The sequence below is a fragment of the Nocardioides ureilyticus genome (genome assembly GCF_051280745.1).
Taxonomy (GTDB): Bacteria; Actinomycetota; Actinomycetes; order Propionibacteriales; family Nocardioidaceae; genus Nocardioides.
Genome location: NZ_JBNCOG010000001.1, coordinates 106186 through 129775, shown reverse-complemented (window position 1 = coordinate 129775; position 23590 = coordinate 106186). Strand labels below are relative to the sequence as shown.

General features: G+C 74.1%; 22 protein-coding genes. 10 read left to right on the top strand and 12 right to left on the bottom strand.

All coding sequences use genetic code 11. The features are described 5' to 3' along the window. Entirely contained in the window at positions 1–867 is an 867-nt protein-coding gene (locus ACSMHG_RS00660; protein ID WP_435741392.1) for an acyl-CoA thioesterase, read from the top strand. A gap of 142 nt (positions 868–1009) precedes the next feature. Beyond that, positions 1010–2251 carry a M23 family metallopeptidase gene (locus tag ACSMHG_RS00655; RefSeq protein WP_435741391.1) on the top strand — a complete coding sequence of 414 codons (1242 nt, stop codon included), beginning with the start codon at positions 1010–1012 and terminating at the stop codon, positions 2249–2251. A gap of 15 nt (positions 2252–2266) precedes the next feature. On the opposite strand, the gene ACSMHG_RS00650 is transcribed toward ACSMHG_RS00655, so the two are convergent. Both ACSMHG_RS00650 and ACSMHG_RS00645 read right to left on the bottom strand, forming a co-directional pair. Next, a complete protein-coding gene (locus tag ACSMHG_RS00650; protein ID WP_435741390.1) occupies positions 2267–3181 on the bottom strand; it encodes a MaoC/PaaZ C-terminal domain-containing protein in 915 nt (304 codons plus the stop codon). Further along, positions 3181–4524, bottom strand: a complete 1344-nt coding sequence (locus ACSMHG_RS00645; RefSeq protein WP_435741389.1) for a 3-oxoacyl-ACP reductase — start codon at positions 4522–4524, stop codon at positions 3181–3183. The genes ACSMHG_RS00650 and ACSMHG_RS00645 overlap by 1 nt, the downstream gene beginning before the upstream one ends. A 98-nt stretch (positions 4525–4622) precedes the next feature. Between ACSMHG_RS00645 and ACSMHG_RS00640 the strand changes: the two genes are divergently transcribed. Continuing rightward, positions 4623–5903, top strand: coding sequence for an acetyl-CoA C-acetyltransferase (locus ACSMHG_RS00640; protein ID WP_435741388.1), 1281 nt, complete (start codon positions 4623–4625; stop codon positions 5901–5903). A 46-nt stretch (positions 5904–5949) separates the two neighbouring features. After that, positions 5950–6879 (top strand): NAD-dependent epimerase/dehydratase family protein, encoded by a 930-nt coding sequence (locus ACSMHG_RS00635; RefSeq protein ID WP_435741387.1) that lies wholly within the window; start codon positions 5950–5952, stop codon positions 6877–6879. 12 nt (positions 6880–6891) lie between these two features. On the opposite strand, the gene ACSMHG_RS00630 is transcribed toward ACSMHG_RS00635, so the two are convergent. From ACSMHG_RS00630 to ACSMHG_RS00610, 5 genes are all read right to left on the bottom strand, one after another. Beyond that, on the bottom strand, positions 6892–7617 hold the full coding sequence (locus ACSMHG_RS00630; protein WP_435741386.1) for a TetR/AcrR family transcriptional regulator: 726 nt from the start codon (positions 7615–7617) through the stop codon (positions 6892–6894). A 61-nt stretch (positions 7618–7678) separates the two neighbouring features. Continuing rightward, complete coding sequence (locus ACSMHG_RS00625; RefSeq protein WP_435741385.1) at positions 7679–8296, bottom strand: hypothetical protein; 618 nt, start codon at positions 8294–8296, stop codon at positions 7679–7681. 47 nt (positions 8297–8343) lie between these two features. Continuing rightward, positions 8344–9162, bottom strand: a complete 819-nt coding sequence (locus ACSMHG_RS00620) for a hypothetical protein (protein ID WP_435741384.1) — start codon at positions 9160–9162, stop codon at positions 8344–8346. Next, complete coding sequence (locus ACSMHG_RS00615; protein ID WP_435741383.1) at positions 9159–9776, bottom strand: RNA polymerase sigma factor; 618 nt, start codon at positions 9774–9776, stop codon at positions 9159–9161. Before ACSMHG_RS00615 ends, ACSMHG_RS00620 begins: the two co-directional genes overlap by 4 nt. A 38-nt stretch (positions 9777–9814) precedes the next feature. After that, a complete protein-coding gene (locus ACSMHG_RS00610) occupies positions 9815–11338 on the bottom strand; it encodes an ATP-dependent DNA ligase (protein WP_435741382.1) in 1524 nt (507 codons plus the stop codon). 102 nt (positions 11339–11440) lie between these two features. On the opposite strand from ACSMHG_RS00610, the gene ACSMHG_RS00605 reads away from it, so the two are divergent. Both ACSMHG_RS00605 and ACSMHG_RS00600 read left to right on the top strand, forming a co-directional pair. Beyond that, complete coding sequence (locus ACSMHG_RS00605; protein WP_435741381.1) at positions 11441–12694, top strand: HNH endonuclease signature motif containing protein; 1254 nt, start codon at positions 11441–11443, stop codon at positions 12692–12694. 68 nt (positions 12695–12762) lie between these two features. After that, the gene (locus ACSMHG_RS00600) at positions 12763–13095 is read left to right on the top strand and encodes a VOC family protein (RefSeq protein ID WP_435741380.1); all 333 of its coding nucleotides are present in this window, start codon (positions 12763–12765) and stop codon (positions 13093–13095) included. 133 nt (positions 13096–13228) lie between these two features. Here the strand turns inward: ACSMHG_RS00600 and ACSMHG_RS00595 are convergent, their stop codons facing one another. The 3 genes from ACSMHG_RS00595 to ACSMHG_RS00585 all read right to left on the bottom strand — a co-directional run bounded on the left by ACSMHG_RS00595 (position 13229) and on the right by ACSMHG_RS00585 (position 17328). Then, positions 13229–15784 carry a DUF4153 domain-containing protein gene (locus ACSMHG_RS00595; RefSeq protein WP_435741379.1) on the bottom strand — a complete coding sequence of 852 codons (2556 nt, stop codon included), beginning with the start codon at positions 15782–15784 and terminating at the stop codon, positions 13229–13231. Beyond that, on the bottom strand, positions 15781–16485 hold the full coding sequence (locus tag ACSMHG_RS00590) for a response regulator transcription factor (RefSeq protein ID WP_435741378.1): 705 nt from the start codon (positions 16483–16485) through the stop codon (positions 15781–15783). The genes ACSMHG_RS00595 and ACSMHG_RS00590 overlap by 4 nt, the downstream gene beginning before the upstream one ends. Positions 16486–16557: 72 nt before the next feature. Then, the gene (locus tag ACSMHG_RS00585) at positions 16558–17328 is read right to left on the bottom strand and encodes an enoyl-CoA hydratase/isomerase family protein (protein WP_435741377.1); all 771 of its coding nucleotides are present in this window, start codon (positions 17326–17328) and stop codon (positions 16558–16560) included. Positions 17329–17415: 87 nt separating this feature from the next. Between ACSMHG_RS00585 and ACSMHG_RS00580 the strand changes: the two genes are divergently transcribed. From ACSMHG_RS00580 to ACSMHG_RS00570, 3 genes are read left to right on the top strand one after another with little or no spacing between them, the layout of a single operon-like run. After that, positions 17416–18348, top strand: a complete 933-nt coding sequence (locus ACSMHG_RS00580) for a DNA-3-methyladenine glycosylase family protein (protein WP_435741376.1) — start codon at positions 17416–17418, stop codon at positions 18346–18348. A 37-nt stretch (positions 18349–18385) separates the two neighbouring features. Then, the gene (locus tag ACSMHG_RS00575) at positions 18386–19921 is read left to right on the top strand and encodes an acyl-CoA carboxylase subunit beta (RefSeq protein WP_435741375.1); all 1536 of its coding nucleotides are present in this window, start codon (positions 18386–18388) and stop codon (positions 19919–19921) included. Beyond that, on the top strand, positions 19918–20751 hold the full coding sequence (locus tag ACSMHG_RS00570; protein ID WP_435741374.1) for an ABC transporter permease: 834 nt from the start codon (positions 19918–19920) through the stop codon (positions 20749–20751). The genes ACSMHG_RS00575 and ACSMHG_RS00570 overlap by 4 nt, the downstream gene beginning before the upstream one ends. Here ACSMHG_RS00570 and ACSMHG_RS00565 read toward each other — a convergent pair. Beyond that, positions 20691–21230: a carboxymuconolactone decarboxylase family protein gene (locus ACSMHG_RS00565; RefSeq protein ID WP_435741373.1), complete on the bottom strand. Its 540-nt coding sequence runs from the start codon at positions 21228–21230 to the stop codon at positions 20691–20693. The genes ACSMHG_RS00570 and ACSMHG_RS00565 overlap by 61 nt on opposite strands. A gap of 62 nt (positions 21231–21292) precedes the next feature. On the opposite strand from ACSMHG_RS00565, the gene ACSMHG_RS00560 reads away from it, so the two are divergent. Then, complete coding sequence (locus tag ACSMHG_RS00560) at positions 21293–22249, top strand: SCP2 sterol-binding domain-containing protein (RefSeq protein WP_435741372.1); 957 nt, start codon at positions 21293–21295, stop codon at positions 22247–22249. Between the two features lie 38 nt (positions 22250–22287). Here the strand turns inward: ACSMHG_RS00560 and ACSMHG_RS00555 are convergent, their stop codons facing one another. Further along, complete coding sequence (locus ACSMHG_RS00555) at positions 22288–23550, bottom strand: phospholipase D-like domain-containing protein (protein WP_435741371.1); 1263 nt, start codon at positions 23548–23550, stop codon at positions 22288–22290. Positions 23551–23590 lie beyond the last annotated feature (40 nt).

Sequence of the window (23590 nt, the reverse complement as noted above, 5' to 3'; positions counted from 1 at the left end):
ATGGCTTCCCCGCTGGCGGAGCTCGTCGCGCTGCTCGACCTCGAGGACATCGACGTCGACCTCTTCCGCGGCGCCCAGCCGCCGTCGGAGCGGGCCCGCGTGTACGGCGGCCAGGTGGCCGCGCAGGCGCTCATCGCGGCCGTGCGCACGGCCGGGCCCGACCAGGTCGTGCACTCGCTGCACTCCTACTTCCTGCTCCCCGGCGACTACTCCGTGCCGATCGTCTACGACGTCGAGCGGATCCGGGACGGCCGCTCGTTCTCGACCCGCCGCGTGGTCGCCCGTCAGCACGGCCGGCCGATCTACTACCAGACCGTCAGCTTCCAGCGGCCCGAGGACGGCTGGGTGCACCAGGACTCGATGCCGTCGGTCGGCCGGCCCGAGGACGGCATCCCCATGGTCGAGCTGATGCGTCGCCGCGGTGGCGCGGAGGCCGACGCGCTGGGCCGGGAGTGGGCCGCGATCGACGTCCGCTACCTCGGCAACACCCGGCGCGGGCTGCCGCCGCACCCCGTCCACCGGGCGCAGGCGCAGATGTGGATCCGCGCCGACGGTGACCTCTCCGAGAACGCCGTCGACCACCTCGCGGTCTTCACCTACGCCACCGACATCAGCCTGCTGGGCGCCTCGCTGGCCGCGCACGACACGAGCCCGGACCGGACGATGATGGCCTCGCTGGACCACACCATCTGGTTCCACCGGCCGTTCCGGGCCGACGAGTGGTGGCTCTACGACCAGTGGTCGCCGTCGGCCTCCGGTGGCCGGGGGCTCTCCTTCGGCCACGTCTTCACCGAGGACGGGGCCCTCGTCGCCACGGTCGCCCAGGAGGGGCTGATCCGGCCGCTCCGCGAGCCGCGCGACGACTAGGCGCATAGCACTACACCGGTGTGATTCTAGACATTGGTGCCGCGACACGCCGTCACTGAGTAACGTGAGCGCGCTGCTGTGACGTGAGTGCACTCCTGCGACGGATGTGACGAGCGTTGCCCACCTCGGCGGAAGGCCACCCATGCGCGCGCTCGGACGTTCCCTGCTGGTCGGTGGACTCACCTGTGGCCTGACGGCCACCACCCTGTCCGGCACCGCACTGTCGTCGGCCTCGGCCGCCACGGCGGACGAGCCGCCGACGGCGCCCGCCACGGCGTACGAGATGCCGTTCCCGTGCGGGCAGACGTGGACCGGGAGCACCCGGGCGCACCACAGCCCCAGCGTGAAGTCGATCGACTGGAACCGGCCGGACGACGTGGACGACCCGGTCGTCGCCTCCGCGGCGGGCAGGGTCACCACCGCGGTCCAGGGCAGCCGTGGCTACGGCACGTACGTCGTGGTGGAGCATGCCTCGGGCGGCTCCACCGTCTACGCCCACCTGAACCGGCTGGCGGTCACCGCGGGCCAGGCCGTCGACCAGGGGACGCTGCTCGGGCTGCTCGGGTCGACGGGCAACAGCAGCGGGCCGCACCTGCACTACGAGCAGCGCGTCGGGTCGGCCGTGCAGGACGCGTGGTTCCACGGCGCGGCGTTCGCCCCCGGGAGCCAGACGTCCCAGAACTGCGTCGACGTCCCGGCGGCGGGCAACTTCGTCGGCGGGCCCGCCGCCGAGCTGGCCGTCTTCCGGCGGGCGGACCGCGCGTCGTTCCGGATCATGCGGGGCAAGAAGAAGCCGCGGGTGATGCGCATCGGCACCGCCACCGACCAGCCGGTCGTGGGCGACTGGGACGGCGACGGGCGCACCGACCCCGGCGTTCGCTCGCCCGCCACCGGCACCTTCCAGCTGAAGTCGCGCGCCGGCACGCTCGAGGTCGTGCTCGGCGCCACGGAGGACACGGCCGTCGCCGGGGACTGGGACGGTGACGGTGCCTGGGAGATCGGCGTCCACCGGCCCGCCACCGCCGACTTCCTCCTGCGGGCGGCCGACGGTGCGCTCGCCACGGTGGCGCTCGGCGACGCCGACGACCTGCCCGTCACGGGTGACTGGGACGGCAACGGCGTGACCGACGTCGGCGTGTACGACCTCACCACCGCCACCTACACGCTGCGCCGGGTCGACGCGGACGGAACGGTGTGGACGGCCAGCGTCGCCTGGGGCCGGCCGGGTGACCTGCCGGTCACCGGGGACTGGGACGCCAACGGCCGCACCGACCTCGGCTCCTGGACGCCCGCGACGGCCACGTTCAGCCAGCGCCGGGCCACCTCGCCGACCGTCGCCCGCGCGGCCGCCCGGGACCTGAGGTTCGGGCGGCCGCGGGGGTGAGACCGGGCGCTCGGCCTACAGCTCGGTGGTGCGGCCGGCCAGGTGCGGTGCGCCGTTGCGCGGGTTGCTGAGCGAGAACGCGTAGCCGCCGTCGACCGGGCGGGAGCCGAAGGCGACCTTCCCGGGCAGCAGGACCGGCTTCTTGAACGCCACGTCGACGCGGACGGCGTCGGGGAGCCGGTTCTCCAACGCCGCGACCGACCGGGCGAGGGTCCACATGCCGTGCGCGATCTGCCGCGGGAAGCCGAGCGCCTTGGCGGTCAGCGGGTAGAGGTGGATCGGGTTGTGGTCCCCCGACACCGCTGCGTAGGTGCGGCCCAGGTCGCCCGGCAGCGACCACACCGCGCCCGTGGGCGGGGCCTCCGGGTACGTCGTGCCGGCCGGCGCGGCGTCATCGCTGGTCGAGCCTGTCGAGGCCCCGCGCCGCAGGTACGCCGACGACTCCTCCCAGACGGTCTCCCCGTCGACCGAGGCGGTGGTGAGGAAGTCGAAGACCCGTCCCTTCGCGTGCGGCCGGGGTGCGCCGACCGTCACCTGCACGACGAGGCTCTCGCCCACCCGCACCGGCCGGTGCTGGGTGATGGAGTTCTCGAGGTGGACGGTGCCGATGGCGGGGGCCGGGAAAGCCGGGTCCGTCATCGCCGCCATGTGCAGCGGGAACGCCAGCATGTGCGGGTACGGCAGCGGGACGGCGTCCTTGACCGGGAACCCGCACACCTCGGCGTACCGCTCGACGTGGGCACGGTCCACCGTGACCGCCGGCCGGCTGAACGACAGCCCGCCGAAGCCCTCGACCGGGGCCTTCCGGACGCCGGGCAGCTGCCCGACGACCGGCAGCGACGGCAGCGCCGCCTTGAGCAGCGTGGTCAGGCCGCCGGCGTTGCCGGAGACCTCCCGCGTCGGGGCGGCCTGCGGGGCGGGGCCGGCCATCAGGCGCCCAGCATCATCTGGCCGCAGACCCGCACGACGTTGCCGTTGACGGCGGTCGAGGCGGGGTTGGCGTACCAGGCGATGGTCTCGGCGACGTCGACGGGCTGCCCGCCCTGGGCCATCGCGTTGAGGCGCTGGCCGACCTCGCGGGTGGCGAACGGCACGGCGGCGGTCATCTGGGTGACGATGAAGCCGGGCGCGACCGCGTTGACCGTGATGCCCTTGTCGAGCTCGTCGGCGAGGGAGTCGACCAGGCCGATGACACCGGCCTTGGAGGCGGCGTAGTTGGTCTGGCCGACGTTGCCGGCGATGCCGGCGATCGAGGCGACGCCGACGATCGAGCCGTTCTCGTTGACGACGTCCTGGTCGAGCAGCTCGCGGGTGATCCGCTCGGGGGCGGTCAGGTTGACCCCGATCACCGACTCCCAGCGGTCCTCGGCCATGTTGGCGAGCTTCTTGTCGCGGGTGATGCCGGCGTTGTGGACGACGACGTCCACCCCGCCGTGCTTCTCCTTGAGGTGGTGGGCGATGCGCTGGGGCGCGTCCTTCCCGGTGATGTCGAGCGTCAGCCAGTCGCCGTCGAGCTCCTTCATGAGCGACTGGAGCTCGCTCGCGGCCTGGGGGACGTCGACGCCGACGACGGTGGCGCCGTCGCGGTGGAGGACCCGGGCGATCTGCTCGCCGATGCCGCGGCTCGCGCCGGTCACGAGCGCGACCTTGCCGGCGAGCGGCTGCTGCCAGTCGGCGACGTCGCCCGCGCTGGTGCTCCCGTGGGCGCCGATCCGGATCACCTGGCCGGAGACGTAGGCGGACTTGGGGGAGAGCAGGAAGGCCAGCGTGCTGGTCACCGCGCCCTCGGCGCCCTCGGCGACGTAGACGAGCTGGACCGTGCCGCCGCGGCCGATCTCCTTGCCGAGGCTGCGGGTGAAGCCCTCCAGGGCCCGCTGGGCGACGCGCTCGCCGCCCTGCACCTGCTCCGGCGGCGTGCCGAGGACGACGACCCGCGGGTTGGTCTCGAGGCTGCGCAGCAGCGGCGTGAAGAAGTCACGCAGCGCCACGAGGTCCTCGGAGCTCTTCAGGCCCGTGGCGTCGAAGACCAGGCCCTTGTACGTCTGGCCGTCGTCGGTGGCGGCGGCGACCTCGGTCGAGGAGATGCCGACGGTGTCGAGGATCCCGGCGAGCGACTCGGCCAGCCGGCCGCGCCCGCCGAGGCCGACGGTGCCGCGCACGAGGGGGGCGCCCGCCTCGTACCGCTCCAGCTTGGTCGGGCTCGGCAGGCCGAGGTTCTTGACCAGGATCTTGCCGATCGGGGACGAGGTGAAGTCGCGGTAACGGTCGCTCATGTCGCTCCATGTAACTAGAGGTGTAACTCGGAGTCCACATTTCGTGACGTGCCCCTCAGTGGCTTGGGTGAGGGGCCGTGCGGGGCAAGGATAGGAACATGGAGAACACGACTCGCCGCGTCGCCGTCCTCGGCGGCAACCGCATCCCCTTCGCCCGGTCGAACGGCGCCTACTCGTCGGCGTCGAACCAGGACATGCTCACGGCCGCGCTCGACGGGCTCGTCGCCCGCTACGGCCTCGAGGGCGAGCGCGTGGGCGAGGTCGTCGCCGGCGCCGTCCTCAAGCACGCCCGCGACTTCAACCTGGCCCGCGAGTCGGTGCTGGGCTCGAAGCTCGACGCGACCACGCCGGCCACCGACATCCAAGAGGCCTGCGGCACCGGCCTGCAGGCCGCGGTCCAGGTCGCCAACAAGATCGCGCTCGGCCAGATCGACTCCGGCATCGCGGGCGGCACCGACACCACCTCCGACGCGCCGGTCGCGATCAGCGACAAGCTGCGCAAGAAGCTGATGAAGGTCAACGCCGCGAAGGACACCAAGGGCCGCATCGCCGCCCTCGGCGCGATCCGGCCGGCCGACATCGGCCTGGAGATCCCCAAGAACGGTGAGCCGCGCACCGGCCTGTCGATGGGCGACCACGCCGCGCTGACCGCGCTGGAGTGGCAGGTCTCCCGCGAGGAGCAGGACGAGCTCGCCGCCTCCTCGCACCAGAAGCTGGCGGCGGCGTACGACAGGGGCTTCCAGGACGACCTGGTGACGCCGTTCCGGGGTCTCGAGCGCGACAACAACCTGCGCCCCGACTCCTCGGTGGAGAAGCTCGCGAAGCTCAAGCCGGTCTTCGGCAAGGGCGACGCCGCAACCATGACCGCCGCCAACTCCACGCCGTTGACCGACGGTGCCTCCGCGGTGCTGCTGGGCTCGGAGGACTGGGCGGAGGAGCACGGGCTCGACGTGCTCGCCTACTTCGTCGACTCCGAGACCGCCGCCGTCGACTACGTCCACGGCGGCGAGGGGCTGCTGATGGCGCCGGCGTACGCCGTGCCGCGGATGCTGCAGCGCAACGGGCTCTCCCTGCAGGACTTCGACTACTACGAGATCCACGAGGCGTTCGCCTCGCAGGTCCTCTCCACCCTCAAGGCGTGGGAGGACCCGGTCTTCTGCAAGGAGCGCCTCGGCCTCGACGCGCCGCTCGGCTCGATCGACCGCTCGAAGCTCAACGTCAACGGCTCCTCGCTCGCTGCGGGGCACCCGTTCGCCGCGACCGGCGGCCGGATCATCGCCAACCTGGCGAAGCTGCTGGCCGAGAAGGGCTCGGGCCGCGGCCTGATCTCGATCTGCGCCGCCGGCGGTCAGGGCGTCGTCGCGATCCTGGAGCGCTGAGCAAGCACCCCGCAGCGTGCCTTGCCCCGCGTGCCACGCTGGCGCCATGGCCGCCTCGAGCTCCTCGTCCTCCTCGCACCCTGTCGTCGTGGTGACCGGCGCGAACGGCTTCGTCGGGGGCCGTGCCTGCGCTGCGCTCGCCGAGCGCGGTGCCACCGTCCGCGCGGTGGTACGTCGCCCCGGTACGGCGCCGGACCTGCCGGGGGTGGAGGAGTGGGTCGGCGAGTTCGGCGACCCGGCGTTCGCGGCCGAGGTCGTGCGGGGCGCCACCGCCGTGGTCACCACCGTCCACCCGATGGGCACTGACCTGGCGACCCAGCACGAGGTCGCCGTCGTGGGCACGCCCGTGCTCGCCCGGGCCGCGCGGGACGCGGGTGTCGACCGGCTGGTCCACGTGTCGACCGGCTCCGTCTACGACCGGTCGCCCGGTGCCGGTGACATCGACGAGTCGTCGGCGTTGGTGCCGGACGACGCCGACCCGTACTCGGTGACGAAGCGCGACACCGACGCGGCGCTGGCCGAGGTCGACGGCCTGACCACCGTGCTGGTCCGCCCGCCGGCGATCCTCGGGCCGGGGAAGAGGTCGGTGTGGAACACGCTGCGTCCCCAGGCCATCCGCGACCAGCCCGAGGCGCGGCACGCCGTACCGGACCGGACGTTCGCCTGGGTGCACGTCGACGACCTCGTGAGCCTGGTCGCCGACGTCGCCACCGGACGCGTGCCCACGGCGAGCGATCCCGCGAGCGGCCCGGTCGAGGGTGCCTGCACCCCGGTCAACGTCGCTGCCCCGCCGGCGACGGTCCGCGACTACCACGAGACGGTGGCCCGTGCCGTGGACGTGGAGCCGGTGTGGGAGGACGGCCCCGGTTGGACCGGGCGGATCGCCGCGGACCGGGCTCGGGCGTGGGGGTGGTCGCCGGCGACCGACCTGCCGTCGGCCCTGGCCGAGCTCGAGGCCGGGCTCCGGCAGTCCTGAGCCGGTCGCCCGTCAGGCGGGCGGGTGCGTGGCCAGCGCCAGCGCCGAGGTGACCAGGTAGTGACGGACCTGGTCGGGGGAGATCTGCCCGACCGTCGGCACGCCCGGTGCCGCCTCCTCGACCAGGATGCCGAGCCGCGCCAGCTGCAGGGCGCCCAGCCCGCTGGCGTACAGGGTGTTCGCGAGGAGCGCGGGGTTGTCGACCCGGAACTCGCCGCTCTCGACGCCGTGCTCCAGCGCGGCGGCGAGCAGGGAGAGGCAGGAGGAGATGCCGCGCCCGAGCCGGAAGAGCGCGCTCTCGCTGATCTCGTCGAGCAGCTCGCTGCCCGTACGGCGCATCAGGGCCTGGGCGCAGTCCACGAACGCCGGGTGAGCCAAGCCGTAGTCGACGAAGGCCGTCACGAGGGCCTCGAGCCGGGTGCGCGCGTCGGCCCCGACGGGTGCGGCGGTGGCGAGGGCCTCGCGGAGCTCCTCGAGGTAGGAGACCAGGGTCAGCGCGAAGATCTCCTCCTTGCCGGAGAAGTGCCGGTAGACGATGGCCCGGTTGATGCCGACCGCCGAGGCGATGTCCTCGATCTGCGCGTCGCGGACGCCGCGCAGATCGAAGAGGCGACGGGTGGCGGCGATGATCTCCTGCTCGCGTGCCCGCCGCCGCGCGGCCGCGGCGGAGCGCCGGCCGTCGGTCGCCGGAGCGCTCCGTCCGCTCGGCACGGCAGGCACGGGTCGCTCGGTGGACATGGCGCCGATCGTAGCGATGGTGCAACTCGCAGTTGCACGTGTGTGACGCGATCGACGGGCGCTAGGTCGCTCGGAGCGCGAGTGCCCCTCCCAGGACCACGACAGCGGCTGCGGAGGCGACGAGCACGAGTCCGGGGAGCTCGCGCCGGTGTCGCCATCCCCAGGCGGCGCCGGCCAGCGCCACCACGAGGCCGGGGACCGTCGTACCGACGCCGCCGAGGGCGTTCGTCGCCCAGGTGATCCCGACCCCGAGGGCCAGCGCGATGCCGACGGCGGCGCGGTGCCCGGTCGGCCGCCTGCGGCCGCGCATCGTGGTCGCGACGGCGGCGGCGACGACCGCCACGCCGGCGTACCAGAGCACGTGCCCGACGACCTCGTCCCACAGGTGCGCGGTGGGACCCGGGTCGGCGTTGGCGACCGAGTTGGCCGCCAGGTGGATGCCGTGGCCAGAGGCGTACGCCAGGGCGCCGGCACCGAACGTGAGCCACGCGCGGCCGGTGGCGGGTGCCGAGGCGAGCGTCGCCGCCGCAGGTGCCAGGACCAGCCACGGCACGGCGAGGTCCAGCCAGTCGGCCCAACGGGTGCCCTCCGGCGCGGTGCCGAGCCCGTCCGGCAGCAACCCGAGGTGGTGCAGGACGGCGTAGGAGAGGGCCGTGGCCGCCAGCCGTCGGGAGTGCACGGCGGTCAGCATGCCGCAGGCCGGGCGAGGCTCGGTCCGCGCGGCGCCTACTGGTTGAAGATGTCGACCTCGGCCGGGGTGACGATTCTCGTCGAGGTCGCCGTGCGGACCTCGAGGACGGCTCCGCTGGCGGGACCACGGTCATCGGGCCACCAGGCAGCCCACCTGCCGTCATCGAGGGTGGTGGTGATGCGGAGTCCGTTGCTCAGCACGATGTCCACCGCGCGTACCTCGGGCCCGGCCAGGCCCATCAGGTGGTGCACGTCGAGGCTGAGGACGTGCTGATCCGGTTCGTCCGGTGTGTCCATGGGCTGGTTGAGGGACAACACCTCGCCACCGGTCGGCACCTCGTACGGCTGGTCGAACACGGTCGCCGACATGTGGGTCAGCTCGGGGCCGCCGTCGGCCCGCACGCCGGACAGTGCGACGAGCGGGTGGGTGCCGGTGCCGGCGCCGAGGTGGATGTCGACGCAGTAGGTGAAGTCCCCGCGACGGTCCACCAGCACGTCGCCGGGGCCGGGCCTGTCGACGTACGACGGCAAGGTGAGTCCCCCCACGCCGAGGTCGGTGCACCTCGAGGCCCACTCGCGGGCGTCCTCGTCCGTGACCGTCGCGCCGGGTGCCGTCTCAGGGACGGCGGTCCAGCTGGCGTACGAGGGCGGGGCCGTCGGATCGGTGGCCACGAGCACGACGGCGCCGACCGCCGTGGCCGCTGCGACGGTGCTCGCGCCGGCCAGGCTCCAGCCGACACGGCGGCTGATCCGCGCGGCCTGTGGAGCGGCGTCGACGTCGGCGGTCACGTGCTCGACGAGCATCCGACGGATCGCGGCGTGCCGGTGCGGCGGCAGGGGGCTGAGGGTGCTCATCGGTTCTCCTGGGCGCAGTGTGGGACGGTGGGTGGGATGGCCGGGCCGTGGCCCTCCTCGATGGCTCGGAGCCGGGCGCGGGCCCGGCTGAGCCGGGAGCGCACCGTCCCGACCGGGATGCCGAGCGCGATCGACGCGGAGACGTAGTCGAGCTCCTGCCACACGCACAGGAGCAGGACCTCGCGCTCGGCCGGTCGCAGCTGGTCGAGGGCCTCGCCGACGCGGCGGAGCTGCTCCTGGTCGTCGACGCGGGCTGCGACCCCGTCCGCGTGGTCGTCGGTGACGGCGGTGGCGGGCACGCGGGAGAGGGCGCGTCGGTGCCGTACGGCGCTGCGCCACCGCTGTTGGACGATCCGCCTGGCGACTCCGTACAGCCAGGGCAGCGCTTGGTCGTGGTGGAGCTCGACGTCGTCCCGACGACGCCACGCCTCGAGGAAGACCATGGAGACGAGGTCGTCTGCTGCGTCCAGGGAACCGGTGCGACGCGCGCAGTACGTGCGGACCGCCTCGCAGTGGCGGTCGAAGAGGAGGCCGAAAGCCTCGCCGTCGCCTGTGGCGGCGCTGCGCCACAGCTCCCCGTCGGTGGGCGGCGGTCGTTCCGACATCTGGCTCATGCCTCTTTATGGCCGCAGGCCGCGTCGGGTTCCGAGCGTCACAACAACGCTTGCACCGCGGTGATGGTGTCGGCGTCCTGCGGGCGCTTGTCGTCGCGGTACCGGACGACTCGGGCGAACCGCAGCGCCACGCCGCCGGGGTACCGCGTCGAGCGCTGCACGCCGTCGATCGCGATCTCGACCACCTGCTCGGGGCGGACGTGGACGACGTGGCCGTCGCGGGCGGACTCGAGCGCCAGGAACCGCTCGGTCTGCCAGGCGAGCATCTCGTCGGTCATCCCCTTGAAGGTCTTGCCGACCATGACCAGCTCGCCGGTCGCCGGGTCGCGGGCGCCGAGGTGGATGTTGGAGAGCCACCCGCGGCGACGACCCGAGCCCCACTCGACAGCGAGCACCACCAGGTCGAGGGTCAGCACCGGCTTGACCTTCACCCATGCCGATCCGCGCCGCCCCGCGTCGTACGGCGCTGCCAGGTTCTTGACCACGACGCCCTCGTGGCCCGCGGCCAGCACCCGTGCGACGAACCGGTCCGCCTCCGCGACGTCGTCGGTCTCCAGCCGCTCGACGCGGTGCTCCGGCGGCACCAGCCGGGACAGCTCGGCGAGCCGCTCGGTGCCGGGGGCGTCGAGGAAGTCGCGGCCGTCGACGTGCAGGACGTCGAAGAAGTACGGCGTCACGGCGATCCCGGACTCCTGAGCCGTGCGCGACGCCGTCTCCTGGAACGGTCGGGGCCGGCCGTCGTCGGCCAGCGCGATGGCCTCCCCGTCGAGCACGAACGACGTCGCCGGGAGGGAGCGCGCGACGGCCACCACCTCCGGGAGCCGGTCGGTGATGTCGTCCAACGACCGGGTCGCCAGCCGGACGTCGTCGCCGGTGCGGTGCACCTGGATCCGGATGCCGTCGAGCTTGGTGTCGATCGCGACCCGTCCGCCTCCCGCCTTGGCCATCGCCTCCTCGGTCGACGGCGCCGACGAGGCCAGCATCGGCAGCACCGGTCGGCCGACCTCCAAGCCGTACGACGCCAGCGCGGCCTCGCCGCCCACCAGGGCATCGACCGCGACCTCGATCGTCGACCCGGCGAGCATGGCGGCTCGCCGGACGGCCGCCAGAGGGACGCCGGCGGCGGCCGCGACGCCCTCCTGGACGAGCGCGTCGAGGGCGCCCTGCCGGACCTCCCCGGTGACGAGTCCGCGCAGCCAGTGCTGCTCGTCGGCCGTGGCGCGACCGAAGAGGTCCGCGACGGCCGTCGCCCGGACGGCCTGCGACCCCGCGCCACCGATCCCCGCGATCCGCTCGAACTGCTGGTGGACGCCGAGGACGGTCAGCGACGGCTCCGCAGCCGGGGCCGGGAGCGTGGTGAGCGAGCGCCACCCCAGGCCGGTGCGTCGCTGACGCAGGGCCCCGGCGACGTACGCGACCACCGTCGCCGCCTCGTCACGGTCCCGATCGCCCTCGACCGGGACGAGGCGACGGAGCAGCTCGGCCACAGCCGTGACCTTGGCCTTGCGTGACCGGGTGGCCGCGACGGCCTGCGAGGTGGCGACGACGTCGGCGAGGAGCATGGGGCCATCCAAGCCGATCGCACCCCCGAACGTGTTCGCGATGTCGAACAGGTGTGTGAATAGAGCGAGCGACCTGTCGGTGGTCGGTGCTTGAGTGGGGTCATGGCCAAGGACCTGCGACCCGGCGGAGACCACCCGGTCTCGCGTGCGGTCGCGCGGCTGCGTTCGGAGCTGGACGGCCTGGCAGAGGTGCCGTTGTTCGGCCTGGACGCCGAGGAGACCGGCGCGACGCTGGTGGAGCTGACCGGGCTCGCGGCGCAGGTCGCGGAGCTGGAGCTGCGCGTGGCCGCGCACGCCGGCGAGGTTCGTGTCGAGGAGCAGACCGGTGCGACGTCGACGGCGAGCTGGTGGGCCCACGCCACGCGGCAGGACCGGCGTGCCGCCGCCGGCCGGGTCCGGCTCGCAGACGCGCTGGGGCGGTTCCACCTCGTGCGCGGTGCCCTCGCTGGCGGTGGGATGAACGCCGAGCAGGCCCGCGTCATCACCGGGGCGTTGGACGCACTCCCCGAGGGGTTGGAGCCCGACCTCTACTCCAGGGCTGAGCGGCACTTGGTGGCTGAGGCGGCCCATCACGACCCGACAGCGTTGCGGGTGATCGGCAAGCACCTGCTCACCGTCATCGCTCCCGAGATCGGCGAGGCCCACGACGCCCGGGCGCTGGAACGGGAAGAACGCGAAGCCGAGGCACGCGCCTTCCTGACGATGTGCCCCGACGGTCGCGGCAGCATGGTCGGGAAGTTCAGCGTGCCCGAAGCCGCGGGACAGATGCTCCACAAGGCGCTGCTGGCGCTCTCGGCGCCCAAGCACCTCACCGCCACCGACGGCGCCGGCGCCTACGAACGACGGCCCTCACCCGAACGGCTCGGGTCTGCCTTCGTCGAGCTGATCGAGCGGTTCCCTGTCGACCGGCTCCCCGACCTCGGCGGCACCAACGCCACCGTCGTGGTCACCATGGACCTCGACACCCTCCTCGGCGGCCTCAAGCACGCGCAGCTCGACACCGGCGGCGTCATCTCCGCCGCCCACGCCCGCCGCATCGCCTGCGAAGCAGGCATCATCCCCGCCGTCCTCGGCACCCACGGCGAGGTCCTCGACCTCGGCCGCACCACCCGCCTCTTCACCAAAGCCCAACGCACCGCCCTCAACCAGTCGCAACCCACCTGCACCACCGTCGGCTGCGACTGGCCCGCATATCTCTGCCACGCCCACCACGACACCCCCTGGCACTCCGGCGGGCCTACCGACCTCGCCAACGCCCGCAACCTCTGCCCCCACCACCACGCCCGCATCCACGACCCCACCTACGCCACCCAGCGACATCGCGACGGCAGCGTCACCTTCCACCGACGGATCTAGACCGACGTCCCCACGACCTGGTTGTCGACTGGTTGATGAGCCCGCCTCCACGTGCCACCGTCGCGGGCATGTTGCGACTCGGAGCAGTGGTCTTGAACGTGTCGGACGTCGGACGGGCCGGGAGCTTCTGGGCCGAGGCGCTCGGCTACGCCAGGCAGCCACACAACCCGGCCTTCCTCGTGCCGCAGGAAGCGCCCGGTACGCGGCTCCACCTCGACGCGGACGACAGGACCCACCTCGACCTGTGGGCCGAGGACGAGGCCGAGCAGCTGGCCGAGGTGGAGCGCCTCGTCTCACTCGGCGCTCGGCGAGTGGACTGGGAGTACCCCGAGGATGCCGACTTCATCGTGCTGGCCGACCCCGACGGGAACCTGTTCTGTGTCATCGATCTGAGCCACTAGGCGGGCGTCGTCTCGACAGGCTCGACCACCGAACACGCTTCTCGACCACCGAGGACCCGTGTGGTCTCGACAAGCTCGACCACCGAACACGCTGCTCGACCACCGAGGACGCTGCTCGACCACCGAACCGGGCTCAGGAGTCGACGCAGCCCCGGGGCGGGGTGGCGGCGACGCGGTCAAGGATCTCGTCGGCTCGGGCGCGTCCGAGGTTCCACTCCAGCCAGTCGCTCGAGTCGAGGTCGGACCGGACGCGAGGCTGCGGGAGCGCGCAGTGGCGGACGTCCGCGGGCAGGTCGCCGAGGGCCGGTACGGCGTCCGCGGAGAGCGAGCGGAGGTAGGTCCAGTCCACGCGACCGGTCTCGGCGTACCGGTCGAGGTTCCGCTCCGCGATCCACGCGTCCGGGTTCAGGGCGGCCAGGCCGAGCAATGCGACGACGCCGCTGACGAGGGCGAACCGTGGCAGCCAGCCACCGCGGAGGGTGACCCCCGCGGCGACGACCGCGAGCACCAGCAACCCCAGCCAGCCCTCGAAGACGTCCACCAGCAGCCGCAGCCGCGTGAAGCCGTACGCCTCCTGGTAGACGTGCATCCGGTGCAGCGCCGAGGCGACGACGACCAGGGTCTGGAGGCACAGCAGCCCGAGCGACCCGCGCAGCCACGCCCGGTCGGCCGCCGTCGTCCGCGGCGCCTTCCGCGCGGCCGCCCAGATCACCAGCAGCGTCAGCGCGGTCGCGACCGTCAGCTGCCCGAAGCCCTGGTGCACGTACTCCGCGTAGGTGAGGCCGGTCGTCCGCCGGAGGTAGTCGTGGCCGCCGAACGCCACGGTGGCCTGCGCCGCCAGCAGCGCCGCGAAGACCGCGTTCACCACGGCCACCGGAGCGAGCCACTCGAACCGCCGCCCCACCGGCCGGGGCCGGTCGCCGCCGCGCTCGACCCGGGGCGGGTCGAGGGCGAGGTACGCCGCGGCGAGCACCGCGCCGCCCACGGCCACCGCCAGGAACGCGCGGAGGACCAGCACGTCCACCGTGATGTCCGGCAGCAGCGCGTCGGCCCACTCGGCCAGGAGGGCGTCGGCGGACGCGAAGAGCGCCCCGAAGACCAACAGGCCGAGCGTCGACCAGACGACCGTGCGCAGCAGCGCCGCGCCCTGCCCGAGACCGGTCAGCACCGCGAGGGTGCGCCCCAGCCACGGCAGCCCGCGGAGGCCGGCGAGCGGCCACGCCAGCCCCGAGAGGACGAACCCCGGGAAGGACCGGGCGCGGGTGACCCCGCAGACGCAGAGCACCGCCCCGCCGAGCAGGCACAGGACCACGATCCACTCGGCGGCACGGACGAGGGTGGTCGCGGCCAGGGCGACGCAGAGCGCGGCGCAGGCCCGGGTGAACGTCGCGTCCCGGTGCCGGCTGGCGAGCAGCACCACCCCTCCCGCCGCGAGGAGGACGAGGAAGGTGCCGAGCCCGAGCTGTCGCTCGGGGAGCAGGATGCTGGCGAGGATGCCGGTGGCGACCGCTCCCAGCAGCACGCCCAGGCGGGGTCCGACGCCGCGGTCGGGCCAGAAGCGGCCGAAGACGTCGTCGAGCAGGGAGCGCGCCGCGACCGGCTCCAGCCCAGCCGGGTGGGCCCCCGACGCGGCCGGGGCCGCACGCACCGGCACCTCCTCAGCAGGCACCGACGGCACCGGCCGGTCAGGCGGTGCGAGCGGCAGGTCGGCGCGGACCCGCCCACCGGTGCGGCCGGGGTCCGGGTCCACGAAGCCGATGGTGCCGCCGTGCAGGTCGGTGACCCAGCGGGCGATCGTCAGGCCGAGCCCGGTGCCGCCACCGCCGCCGTCGGCCGCCGACAGTGTCCCGAAAGGCTCGAAGACCCGGTCCCGGTCGGTTGCCGCCACGCCGGGGCCCTCGTCGTGGACCTCCAGCCGGTAGCGCTCACCGTGCTGGACCGCGAGCACCGAGACGGTGCCGCCGGAGGGGCTGTGCCGGGAGGCGTTGTCGAGGAGGTTCGCCGCCAGCTGGCGCAGCCGTGCGGGGTCGGCACGGACCACGAGGTCGCCCGGCTCCACGGAGACGTCGTACGCCACGTCCCTGCCGAGCACCCGCGCCTCGGCCACGGCCTCCTCGAGCAGCGGCCGGACCCGGACCGGCTCGGGCGTGAGCGGTGCCTTGCCGGCGTCGACACGGGCGAGGTCGAGCAGGTCCTCGACGAGGCCGCCGAGCCGTTCGGCCTGGTCCAGCGCCGCCCGGAGCGAGGCGGGGTCGCGCGGGCCGACGCCGTCCGCCAGGTTCTCCAGGACCGCGCAGAGGGCGGTCAGCGGCGTGCGCAGCTCGTGGCTCACGTTGGCGACCAGCGCCCGCCGCTGGCCGTCGACGGTGGCGAGGTCGCGCGCCATGGTGTTGAAGGTGCGGGCGAGCTCGCCCACCTCGTCGGTGGAGGTCTCGGTGACCCGCACGGCGTAGTCGCCGGTGGCCATCCGGCGGGCGGCCGCGGTCATCTCCCGCAGCGGAGAGATCATGCCGACCGCGAGGAGCTGGGTCACGGCCAGCGCGAGGAGGATGGTCACCGGCACGCTGAGCCAAGGCGGCACGCCGGTGGCTCGCCCGAGGGTCGCCACCAGCGCGGCCACCACGACGCTCGCGGCGACGAGCAGGCCGAGCTTGACCTTGAGGGAGGAGACCCAGGCGAGGGGGCTCATCGGTCCGTCCCCGTCTCGAGGGCGTAGCCGACTCCGTGCGCGGTCCGGATCCGGTCGGCCCCGACCTTGGCGCGCAGGCCCTTCACGTGGCTGTCCACGGTGCGCGTGCCGGACGCGCCGGGCCAGCCCCACACCTGGGCCATCAGCCGCTCCCGCGACACCACCGCACCGGGGTCGGCGGCCAGGCAGACCAACAGGTCGAGCTCGGTCGGCGTCAGGTGGACCTCCTCGTCCGCGACCCACACCCGGCGGGCCGCCGCGTCGACCCGCAGGTCGCCGAGCTCGAACGGTCGGCGGTCGACCAGCTGCGCGGCGCGCTCCACCCGGCGCAGCAGGGCCCCGGCGCGGGCGACCAGCTCACGCATGCGGAACGGCTTGGTGAGGTAGTCGTCCGCGCCCACGCCGAGGCCCACCAGCACGTCGGCCTCCTCGGCGCGGGCGGTGAGCATCAGCACCGGCACCGGCCGGGTGGCCTGGATCCGCCGGCAGACCTCCAGCCCGTCGTACCCGGGCAGCATCACGTCGAGCACCACGAGGTCGGGGGAGTGCTCCTCGCAGGCGGCGACGGCGCCGGGCCCGTCCACGGCCCGCACCACGTCGTACCCCTCGGCGGCCAGCCGGTCCGTGACCGCCTGGTTGATGACCGGGTCGTCCTCCACGACGAGGACCCGGCGACGGGTGCCGTGGGCGTCAGCTCTCATGTCGGCAAGGCTAGGGAGGTCGGCGCGCGGAGGCCGGGTGCGAACTGTGCAGGTTCTGTGCGGATCGCCGGCTCACAGACCGCTGAAGTCCGGCTCCCGCCCCTCCGCGAACGCGGCCAGCGCCTCGAGGTTCGCCGGCCCGCCCATCAGGTCGGCGAAGGCGGCGTTCTCCCGGGCCCGGGCGTCGGCGATGCCGGTCCGCAGGGGGTCGGTCATCGTCTGCTTGACGGCCACCAGCGAGGTGATCGGGCGGGCCGCGAGGACCTCGGCGTGGCGCCGCGCCTCGGGCAAGAGGTCCTCCGGCTCGCACACCCGCCAGACCAGGCCCATCTCCTCGGCCTCCGCAGCGGAGATCCACTCCGCCGACAGCAGCAGCCAGGCCGCCTGCTGGCGCCCGACGAGCCGCGGCAGCAGGTAGGAGGAGGCCGCCTCCGGCGCCACCCCCAGCGAGGTGAACGGGCACTTGAGCCGCGCGTCGGTCGCCATGAACGCCAGGTCGGCGAAGCCGAGCACCGTCGCGCCGATGCCGAGGCCCACGCCGTTGACGGCGACCACCAGCGGCTTCGGGAACGCCGCCAGCGCGTCGACGAGCCCGGGGAACCCGTGGCGGCCACGCTCGAACGTCGGATCGGTCGCGATCCGGTGCATCTCCAGCAGGTCGGTGCCGGCGCTGAAGGCCCGGCCGCTCCCGGTGAGCAGCACGACCGCCACCGCCGGGTCCTCGGCGGCCTCGAGCAGGGCGTCGGCGAGGGCGTCGTAGAGCGCCTCGTTGAACGCGTTGAGCGCCTCGGGCCGGTCGAGCGTGAGGGTGCGCACTCGGCGCTGGTCGGAGGTCTGCAGCATGCCGGCACCCTAGGGCGGCCGGGAGGACGCCGGTGGAACGCGTTCCAGGACCGGGCGGTCGTCGGTCGCGACGCCTACCGTTGCGCCGTGACCTCCTCCACCCGCGTCTGGCGCCCGGACTGGCCGTGCGCGGTCGAGCGGACGCTGCGCCCGCACAAGCGCGGCGACGGGGACCCGACGTACCGGGTCGACCGGCACGGCCGGCACTGGCGGGGCATCGGCACCCCCGAGGGTCCCGCGACGCTGGTCCTCTCGACGCGCTCCTCGGCCGGCGAGGTGCAGGCGGAGGCGTGGGGCCCGGGCGCGGACTGGGTCCTGGCCTCGGTCCCCGACCTGCTCGGCGCACGTGACGACTGGACCGGCTTCGAGCCGCGCCATCCCGTCCTGGCCGATGCCCGCCGACGCCACCCGCACCTCCGGCTCGGCCGGACCGGCCGGGTGATGGAGGCCCTGCTGCCCGCGATCCTGGAGCAGAGGGTGACCGGGCAGGAGGCCTTCGCCGGCTACCGGATGCTCGTGCGCCGCTACGGCGAGCGCGCGCCCGGTCCGGGCGCGGACCTCGACCTGTGGGTGCAGCCGACCCCGGCCGCGCTCCGTGGCATGCCGTCCTGGGAGTGGCTGCGGATGCACGTCGACCCGGCGCGCTCGCGGGCCGTCGTGACCGTCGCCCGGGTGGCCGACGCCCTGGAGCGCCTCGCCGGCCTGGCCGGCGACGAGGTCGAGCGGCGGCTCTGCACCATCCCCGGCATCGGGCGGTGGACCGCCGCCGAGGTGCGCCAGCGGGCGCTGGGCGACCCCGACGCGGTCTCCTTCGACGACTACCACGTCGCGAAGGACGTCGGGTGGGCGCTGACCGGGGTGCCCTTCGACGACGCCGAGCTCGAGGCGTACCTCGAGCCGTGGCGCCCGCACCGGGGCCGGGTGCCCGCCCTCCTCGGCGCGGCAGGCCTGCGCCGGCCACGGCACGGCGCCCGGATGGCTCCGCGGACCCACCTGCCCGCCCGGGTCACCCGTCGGTGACCCCCGGCGGCCCCGGCAGCCTCCTAGACTCCGCGCCATGTCGATCCGCGCGGACCTGCTGGAGGTGCTCGCACGGCGGGCCCTGACCGAGGACGCCGCGCGGCCCGACGCGGTCGAGCGGCTCCACGCCCGCGGTGGGCGCACCGCGCGGGAGAACATCGGCGAGCTGGTCGACCCCGGCAGCCTCGTGGAGTACGGCCGCTTCGTCACGGCGGCCCAGCAGGACAAGCGGGAGGTCGACGACCTGCTCGACCGCACGGTCGCCGACGGGATCGTCGGCGGGCTCGCGACCGTCGACGGCCACGCGTGTGCGGTGCTCTCCTACGACTACCTCGTGATGGCCGGCACCCAGGGCATGCGCGGCCACCGCAAGACCGACCGGCTCCTCCACGTCGTCGACCGGCTCGCCCTGCCGACCGTCTTCTTCGCGGCCGGCGGCGGCGGCCGGCCCGGTGACACCGACATCCCGCTCGTCTCCGCGCTCGACGTCACGACCTTCGCCGCCTGGGCGCGACTGTCGGGGCGGGTGCCCCGCATCGCGGTCGTCGACGACAACTGCTTCGCCGGCAACGCCGTGGTCGCCGGCTGCGCCGACCTGGTGGTCGCCACCGAGCGCGCCTCGCTCGGGATGGGTGGGCCCGCGATGATCGCCGGAGGCGGGCTGGGCGACGTGGCAGCGGCCGAGGTCGGGCCCATCGACGTGATGACCGCCAACGGCGTCGTCGACGTCGCCGTGGCGTCCGGCGAGGCGGTAGCGACCGCCCGGCGGCTGCTCGGCTACTTCCTCGGCCCGGTCGAGGAGTGGGAGGCGCCGGACCAGACGGCGCTGCGCGACGTGGTCCCCGAGGGCGAGCGCACGGCGTACGACGTGCTGCCGGTCGTCGAGACCGTCTGCGACGAGGACAGCGTCACCGTGCTCCGCCCGACCTTCGCTCCGGAGCTGCTCACCGCGCTCGGCCGCGTCGAGGGCCGGACCGTGGGGGTCGTCGCGAACGACACCCGCCACATGGCCGGCGCCATCACCGCCGCGGCCGGCGACAAGGCCGCCCGCTTCCTCCAGCTCTGCGACTCCTTCGGCTTCCCGGTCCTCTCGTTCGTGGACACGCCGGGGATGATGGTCGGCCCCGACGCCGAGCGCACCGGCCTGGTGCGGCACACCTCGCGCCTGCTGGTCGCGGGCGCCCAGCTGGGCGTGCCGCTCGTCGGCGTGGTGCTCCGGCGCGGCTACGGGCTCGGCGCGCAGGCCATGCTCGGGGGGTCGACGCACGAGCCGCTCATGACGCTGGCCTGGCCGGGGGCGCACCTCGGGGCGATGGGCCTGGAGGGGGCGGTGCGGCTGTCCATGCGCCGCGAGCTCGAGGCGATCGAGGACCCGGAGGAGCGGGAGCGGACCGTGCGCGAGCTGACCGCCTGGGCGCAGGAGCACTCGAGTGCGCTCAACGTCGCCCGGCACTTCGAGATCGACGACGTCATCGACCCCGCCGAGACCCGGCAGGTGGTCGCCCGGCTCCTCGACGCGGCAGCGCGCGACGGTCGGCTCCGCGGCAGCGGGCGGCCGGTCGACACGTGGTGACGGGCCACCTCGCCACGCTCCCGGCCGACGAGGTGCCCTGGCGGCTGGCCGGTGCTCTGGTCGCACTCGTCCTCCTCGCCGCCGGCACCTCCCGGCTGACCGGGCTGGGGGTGGCCCGGCAGCAGGTGACCGCCGCGCTGCGCGCCGTGGCCCAGCTGGCGGTGGTGGCGCTGGTGATCGTCGCGGTGCTGGCGTCGACCGGGTGGTCGCTCGCCTTCGTCGCGCTGATGTTCCTGGTCGCCACGGCCACCAGCGGTCGTCGCGTCGCCGTGCCCGACCGGCAGCTGCCCTGGCTGGGGCTCGCGCTCGCCGCCGGGGCCGTCCCGGTCGTCGCCCTCGCCGGCCTGTCCGGCGTGGTGCGCCTGGACGAGCGGGGCCTGATCCCGATGGCCGGCATCGTGGTCGGAGGCGCCATGACCGCGGCCACCCTCTCCGGTCGCCGTGCCGCGCAGGAGCTGGTCGCGCGGCACGGCGAGCTGGAGGCGGCGCTCGCGCTGGGGCTGAGCCGGCAGGAGGCGACGCACCTGGTCCTCGAGCCGACCGCGCGGGAGGCGCTCGTGCCGGGGTTGGACCAGACCCGGACCGTCGGGCTGGTCGCGCTCCCGGGCGCCTTCGTCGGCGTGCTCCTCGCGGGCGGCTCGCCGGTCGAGGCGGCCTCGGCGCAGGTGCTCGTGCTCGTCGCCCTGCTGGCCGCCCAGGCGGTGTCCGTCGCCGTGCTCCTCCGCCTCGTCGCAGCCGGCAGGGTCACCCCCGGCGTCGGCCGGGATGCTCAGCGGGGCGGGTCGGGCGGCACGCGGAGCACCCGCAGCGTGGTCGCCAGCAGCTCGTAGTGCCCGACGAGCATCACCAGCTCGAGGCAGGTCTCCTCGTCCAGCTCCGAGCGGAGCTCGGTCCAGCTCAGGTCCGAGAGGTCCCGGTCGGCGTGGAGCTCGTCGGTGGTCCGCAGGAGCAGCCGCTGCCGCTCGGTCCACCCGGGGGCGTCGGGGCCCAGCGGCACCCGCTCCACCTCGGCGGCGCTCAGGCCGGCCCGGCGGGCCAGGCCGCGGTGCTGCGTGGCCTCGTACTCGCTGCCGGTCAGGTGCGCCACACGCAGGATCACCAGCTCGCTCTCGGGGCGCGGGAGCCGGCCGCCGGGCATCAGCCGACCGGCGAAGTGCAGCCAGCCGCGGAAGAGGCGCCGGTGCCGGCCGATGGTCAGGAAGACCGCCGGCGGGCGGGTGCCGCTGCGACGCCCGAAGGCGTGCGCCAGGGCCCAGGTGACCAGGCCGACCTCCCGGGGGCCGCCGGGGGCGATGCGCGGGGCGTCCATGGGGACCCGCTACCCACGGGGCGGCACCGGCACGCCCCGCCATCACGTGGTTGTCTTGCCGGGTGACTGAGGTGTCGCTCGACCAGCTCCGCACCGCCGACGCCGCCGCGGCGGAGGCCTTCTTCGCGCAGGCGCCGGCCGAGGAGCTCGTCGCCGCCGTGACCCGGACCGACGACGAGGCGCTGCTGGAGCTCATCGGCCGCGACGAGGTGCGCGGCGCGGCCGTCCCGGGCATCTTGCGCCGCCTCGACGAGTACGCCGACCGCGATCGGCTGGCGGCGGTCGACGGCGTCGTCCGCTTCGACCTGGTGCGCCGCGGCGCGGTCCTGGAGAGCCACGCGATCTCGCTGCGCGGGGGCGACGTCCGGATGGTCGAGGACCCGACGGAGGCTGCGGACGCCGACGTCATCCTGCGCACGAGCATCCTGTGCTTCGTGCGCCTGGTGTCGGGTGAGTGCAACGCCGGCCTGGAGTACCTCTCCGGCGCCCTCGACATCGAGGGCGACGCGATGCTCGCCCTGGGGGTGGGCGCGGTCTTCCGCATCCCCGGTCGGGAGGAGGTGGCGGTCGACCCGACCGCCCTCGATCCGGACGACGTCGCCCGCGCCGTCGGTCAGGCCCCGGTCGACCACCTGCAGCGGGTGATGGCCGGCGGCTTCCGACCCGTCGTGCTGGAGGAGGTCTTCCGCCGGCTGCCGTCGTTCGTGGACGAGCGGAAGGCCGCCAAGCTGCAGCTGGTGGTCGGCTTCCGGCTCGCAGGCGCCGACGGCGATCCGGACCGGTACGTCGTCCGGCTCCACCGTGGCGCGGCCACCGTCACCCGCGAGGACGGCGCGGGCTCCGAGGTCCCGGCGGGGGAGCGGGACGCCACCATCCTCTGCGACGCCCACGACTTCCTCCGCCTGGCCACCGGTCACCTGGGTGCCGTCGCCGGCGTGATGAAGGGGCGGCTGAAGGTCAAGGGCGACCGGGCGAAGGCGCTGCAGCTGGCGTCGGTCATCCGCTTCCCGAGCGCCTGAGGGAACGGCCGGGCGCCCCACGCCCCACGCCCCACAACTCAGAGCAGCGGGCGCAGGGGACGCAGGAACGACTCGGTGAAGCGCCGGTGGAGGTCGCGCGCCTCCCACTCGGAGCTGGTCAGCTCGATGCTGTTCGACTCGTCGCGGCGCCAGATCTCCTCGAGCGTGGCGGCCAGCCGCTCGTCGATGACCTCCATGTTGATCTCGTAGTTCCCCTGGAGGCTCAGCCGGTCGATGTTCGCCGTGCCGACCGTCGACCACGTCCCGTCGGCGGTCGCCGTCTTCGCGTGGACCATCGCGTCGCGGTAGCGGAAGATCCGCACCCCGGCGTCGAGGAGCTGGGAGAAGTAACCGCGCGAGATCCAGTCGGCCACGATGTGGTTGGACTTCAGCGGCACCAGCAGCCGTACGTCGACCCCGCGGCCGGCCGCAGCCTTGAGCGCGTCGACGAGGTCCTGGTCGGGCAGGAAGTAGGCCTGGGTGATCCAGATGTTGCGGTTGGCGCGGTTGATCGCCTCCAGGTACATCCCGCGGATGGGGAACATCCACAGTCGCGGGACGTTGCGCTGGAACCGGATGCTCGGCTCCCAGCTCGACGCCGTCTCGAGCAGCAGCGGCCGCGCGCTGTGCGCGATCAGCCGGCGCCGGTTGAGGTTCCAGAAGTCGGCGAAGGTGCGCTTGAGGTCCCACACCGCCGGTCCGGTCAGCCGCACGTGGGTGTCGCGCCACTCGGTCTCGTAGGCCGTGCCGACGTTGTAGCCGCCGACGAAGCCGACGGTGTCGTCGACGACGAGGATCTTGCGGTGGTCGCGCCCGTAGCGGGTGAGGTCGAAGAAGCGCCAGCCGGCGGCGTACACCGGGTAGCGCAGCACCTTCAGCGACGGCGGGAACTGCTTGAACCGCGGGGAGACGACGAGGTTCGCGAACCCGTCGTAGATGCAGTAGACCTCCACGCCCCGGTCCGCGGCGTCGACCAGCGCCTGCTTGAAGCGCTCGCCGACGGCGTCGCCCTTCCAGATGTAGGTCTCGAAGAGGACCTGCCGCCGCGCGCCCTCGATCGCGGCGATCATGTCCTCGTAGAGGTCCTTGCCGAAGGTGTACGTCGTCACCTCGCCGTCACCGACCGGGACCGTCCGCGGCGGGGTCACCGGGAACGGCTTCGGCCTCTTCCCCCGGCGGCGGTAGGAGTCCACGAGCGACATCCCGATCGCGATGGCGAGCTGGATGCCGAAGACGGTGAGCAGCGTCCGGTTGAGCAGCCGCAGGGCCCGCTCGGCGGCAGACGGTCGGCGGGGACTCACGGGCCACAATGTAGCGAGGGCTGTAGCGGGGGCACTGTCG

Coding starts and splice junctions, on each gene's coding strand:
- ACSMHG_RS00660 (WP_435741392.1), top strand. CDS start 1: ATGGCTTCCCCGCTGGCGGAGCTCGTCGCGCTGCTCGACCTCGAGGAC.
- ACSMHG_RS00655 (WP_435741391.1), top strand. CDS start 1,010: ATGCGCGCGCTCGGACGTTCCCTGCTGGTCGGTGGACTCACCTGTGGC.
- ACSMHG_RS00650 (WP_435741390.1), bottom strand. CDS start 3,181: ATGGCCGGCCCCGCCCCGCAGGCCGCCCCGACGCGGGAGGTCTCCGGC.
- ACSMHG_RS00645 (WP_435741389.1), bottom strand. CDS start 4,524: ATGAGCGACCGTTACCGCGACTTCACCTCGTCCCCGATCGGCAAGATC.
- ACSMHG_RS00640 (WP_435741388.1), top strand. CDS start 4,623: ATGGAGAACACGACTCGCCGCGTCGCCGTCCTCGGCGGCAACCGCATC.
- ACSMHG_RS00635 (WP_435741387.1), top strand. CDS start 5,950: ATGGCCGCCTCGAGCTCCTCGTCCTCCTCGCACCCTGTCGTCGTGGTG.
- ACSMHG_RS00630 (WP_435741386.1), bottom strand. CDS start 7,617: ATGTCCACCGAGCGACCCGTGCCTGCCGTGCCGAGCGGACGGAGCGCT.
- ACSMHG_RS00620 (WP_435741384.1), bottom strand. CDS start 9,162: ATGAGCACCCTCAGCCCCCTGCCGCCGCACCGGCACGCCGCGATCCGT.
- ACSMHG_RS00615 (WP_435741383.1), bottom strand. CDS start 9,776: ATGAGCCAGATGTCGGAACGACCGCCGCCCACCGACGGGGAGCTGTGG.
- ACSMHG_RS00610 (WP_435741382.1), bottom strand. CDS start 11,338: ATGCTCCTCGCCGACGTCGTCGCCACCTCGCAGGCCGTCGCGGCCACC.
- ACSMHG_RS00605 (WP_435741381.1), top strand. CDS start 11,441: ATGGCCAAGGACCTGCGACCCGGCGGAGACCACCCGGTCTCGCGTGCG.
- ACSMHG_RS00600 (WP_435741380.1), top strand. CDS start 12,763: ATGTTGCGACTCGGAGCAGTGGTCTTGAACGTGTCGGACGTCGGACGG.
- ACSMHG_RS00595 (WP_435741379.1), bottom strand. CDS start 15,784: ATGAGCCCCCTCGCCTGGGTCTCCTCCCTCAAGGTCAAGCTCGGCCTG.
- ACSMHG_RS00590 (WP_435741378.1), bottom strand. CDS start 16,485: ATGAGAGCTGACGCCCACGGCACCCGTCGCCGGGTCCTCGTCGTGGAG.
- ACSMHG_RS00585 (WP_435741377.1), bottom strand. CDS start 17,328: ATGCTGCAGACCTCCGACCAGCGCCGAGTGCGCACCCTCACGCTCGAC.
- ACSMHG_RS00575 (WP_435741375.1), top strand. CDS start 18,386: ATGTCGATCCGCGCGGACCTGCTGGAGGTGCTCGCACGGCGGGCCCTG.
- ACSMHG_RS00565 (WP_435741373.1), bottom strand. CDS start 21,230: ATGGACGCCCCGCGCATCGCCCCCGGCGGCCCCCGGGAGGTCGGCCTG.